At 59.3% G+C, this 236-nt stretch carries 1 protein-coding gene; it reads left to right on the forward strand.

What is annotated here, in order from left to right:
• The coding region (locus tag AC1RPN_RS09220; protein ID WP_429608788.1) for a hypothetical protein at positions 1-186 on the forward strand (186 nt) is incomplete at its 5' end.
• Positions 187-236: the final 50 nt, after the last annotated feature.

Here is a 236-nt window from a genome sequence, read left to right on the forward strand (position 1 = left end):
GCCGAGGCCCACGAAAACGATCTGCGTATTCTCGGCCAGCAATACCATATCGAGGGTACCGTTGAATACGGGTACCACGAGGCCGGCATCACGTGGATTCGCGTGGCACTCGACGAGGGTGAGGCGGCACCGCGTATCACGGTTCCTGCCGCGTACCTGAGCTACGCGACGCCCAGCGTGGACTAAACTGGGGACAAGATCATGAAGAAACTGGAAATTGGGATGCCGGTGGCGAT

The sequence above is a fragment of the Dellaglioa sp. CoH-57-MRSF-20 genome, assembly GCF_056781955.1.